Origin of the sequence: Streptomyces sp. NPDC042638, assembly GCF_040647235.1 — a bacterium.
Taxonomy (GTDB): Bacteria; Actinomycetota; Actinomycetes; order Streptomycetales; family Streptomycetaceae; genus Streptomyces; species Streptomyces rameus.
In genome coordinates this window covers 1-1,234 of record NZ_JBEZBT010000155.1, presented here as the reverse complement: position 1 = coordinate 1,234, position 1,234 = coordinate 1, and the positions used below count along the sequence as shown (strand labels likewise).

The 1,234-nt window shown below is 69.0% G+C and carries 1 protein-coding gene and 1 pseudogene; both read left to right on the top strand.

Going from position 1 to position 1,234, the window contains the following annotated elements; genetic code table 11:
* Positions 1-314: pseudogene (locus AB0B40_RS38205) on the top strand (polyketide synthase); the annotation flags it as partial.
* 31 nt (positions 315-345) lie between these two features.
* Positions 346-1,234 (top strand): beta-ketoacyl synthase N-terminal-like domain-containing protein (locus AB0B40_RS38200; RefSeq protein ID WP_362268247.1); only part of this gene is annotated, 889 nt, incomplete at its 3' end.

Genomic DNA, 1,234 nt, shown 5'->3' with positions numbered 1-1,234 from the left:
GTCTCAAGCTTGCCGCCACCATCGTCTTCGACTACCCCAGCCCGCTCGCCCTCGCTCGCTATCTCCACCGCGAAGTGGTCCCCGACGGCGTCACGGCCGGCCCGGACGTGGACGAGGCACGGCTGCGGCGCGGGCTCGCATCGCTCCCACTCGCCCGGCTCCGGGCGGCCGGACTGTTGGACGCCCTGGTCAGGCTGGTTGAACTCAATGACCACGAACCGCCGATTGGCATGGTGGACGACGCCGATGACGAGACCGCGATCGCCGACTTGAACGTCGACGGTCTTGTGCAGCTGGCACTCGGCGACAAGTGACTCCGCGGCACCTGATGGTTGGGGATTTCAAGTGAGTGCTCCTTATGAAAAGGTCGTCGAGGCGCTCCGAGCGTCGCTCGAAGAGGTCGGCTCGCTGAAGAAGCAGAACCGCCAGCTCTTGGAGGCCTCCAGGGAGCCGGTTGCGGTTGTGGGTATGGCGTGTCGTCTGCCCGGTGGTGTGGCGGGTCCGGATGATTTGTGGCGGCTGGTCAGCGAGGGCCGGGACGGTGTGTCCGGTTTTCCGTCCGATCGTGGCTGGGATGTGGAGGGCTTGTTCGACTCCGCCCCGGGCCAGGCCGGCACCCCCGACGTGCCCCGGGGCGGGTTCCTGTATGACGCGGGGGAGTTCGACGCGGGTTTCTTCGGGATCTCGCCGCGTGAGGCGCTGGCGATGGATCCGCAGCAGCGGTTGTTGCTGGAGACCTCGTGGGAGGCGTTGGAACAGGCCGGGATCGACCCGGGGACGTTGAAGGGCCAAGAGGTCGCGGTGTTCTCCGGCGTCATGGGCACCGACTACTTCGCGGGTGGCAACGTGTACTCCGAGCTGGGGGGTATCGGCACGGGGGCGGCGTCGAGTGTGGCCTCAGGCCGGGTGTCGTATGTGTTCGGTCTTGAGGGTCCGGCGGTGACGGTGGACACGGCGTGTTCGTCCTCGCTGGTCGCGATCCATCTGGCGGCGCAGGCGTTGCGGCAGGGGGAGTGCTCGCTGGCGCTGGCGGGCGGGGCCAAGGTGATGGCGACGCCGGGGGCGTTCGAGGCGTTCTCGCGCCACGGCGGACTGTCCTCGGATGGCCGGTGCAAGTCGTATGCGGACGCCGCGGACGGCACCGGCTGGGCCGAGGGCGTCGGGGTGGTGGTTCTGGAGCGGCTGTCGGAGGCGCGGCGGCGCGGGCATCGGGTGCTCGCGGTGATCCGTGGCA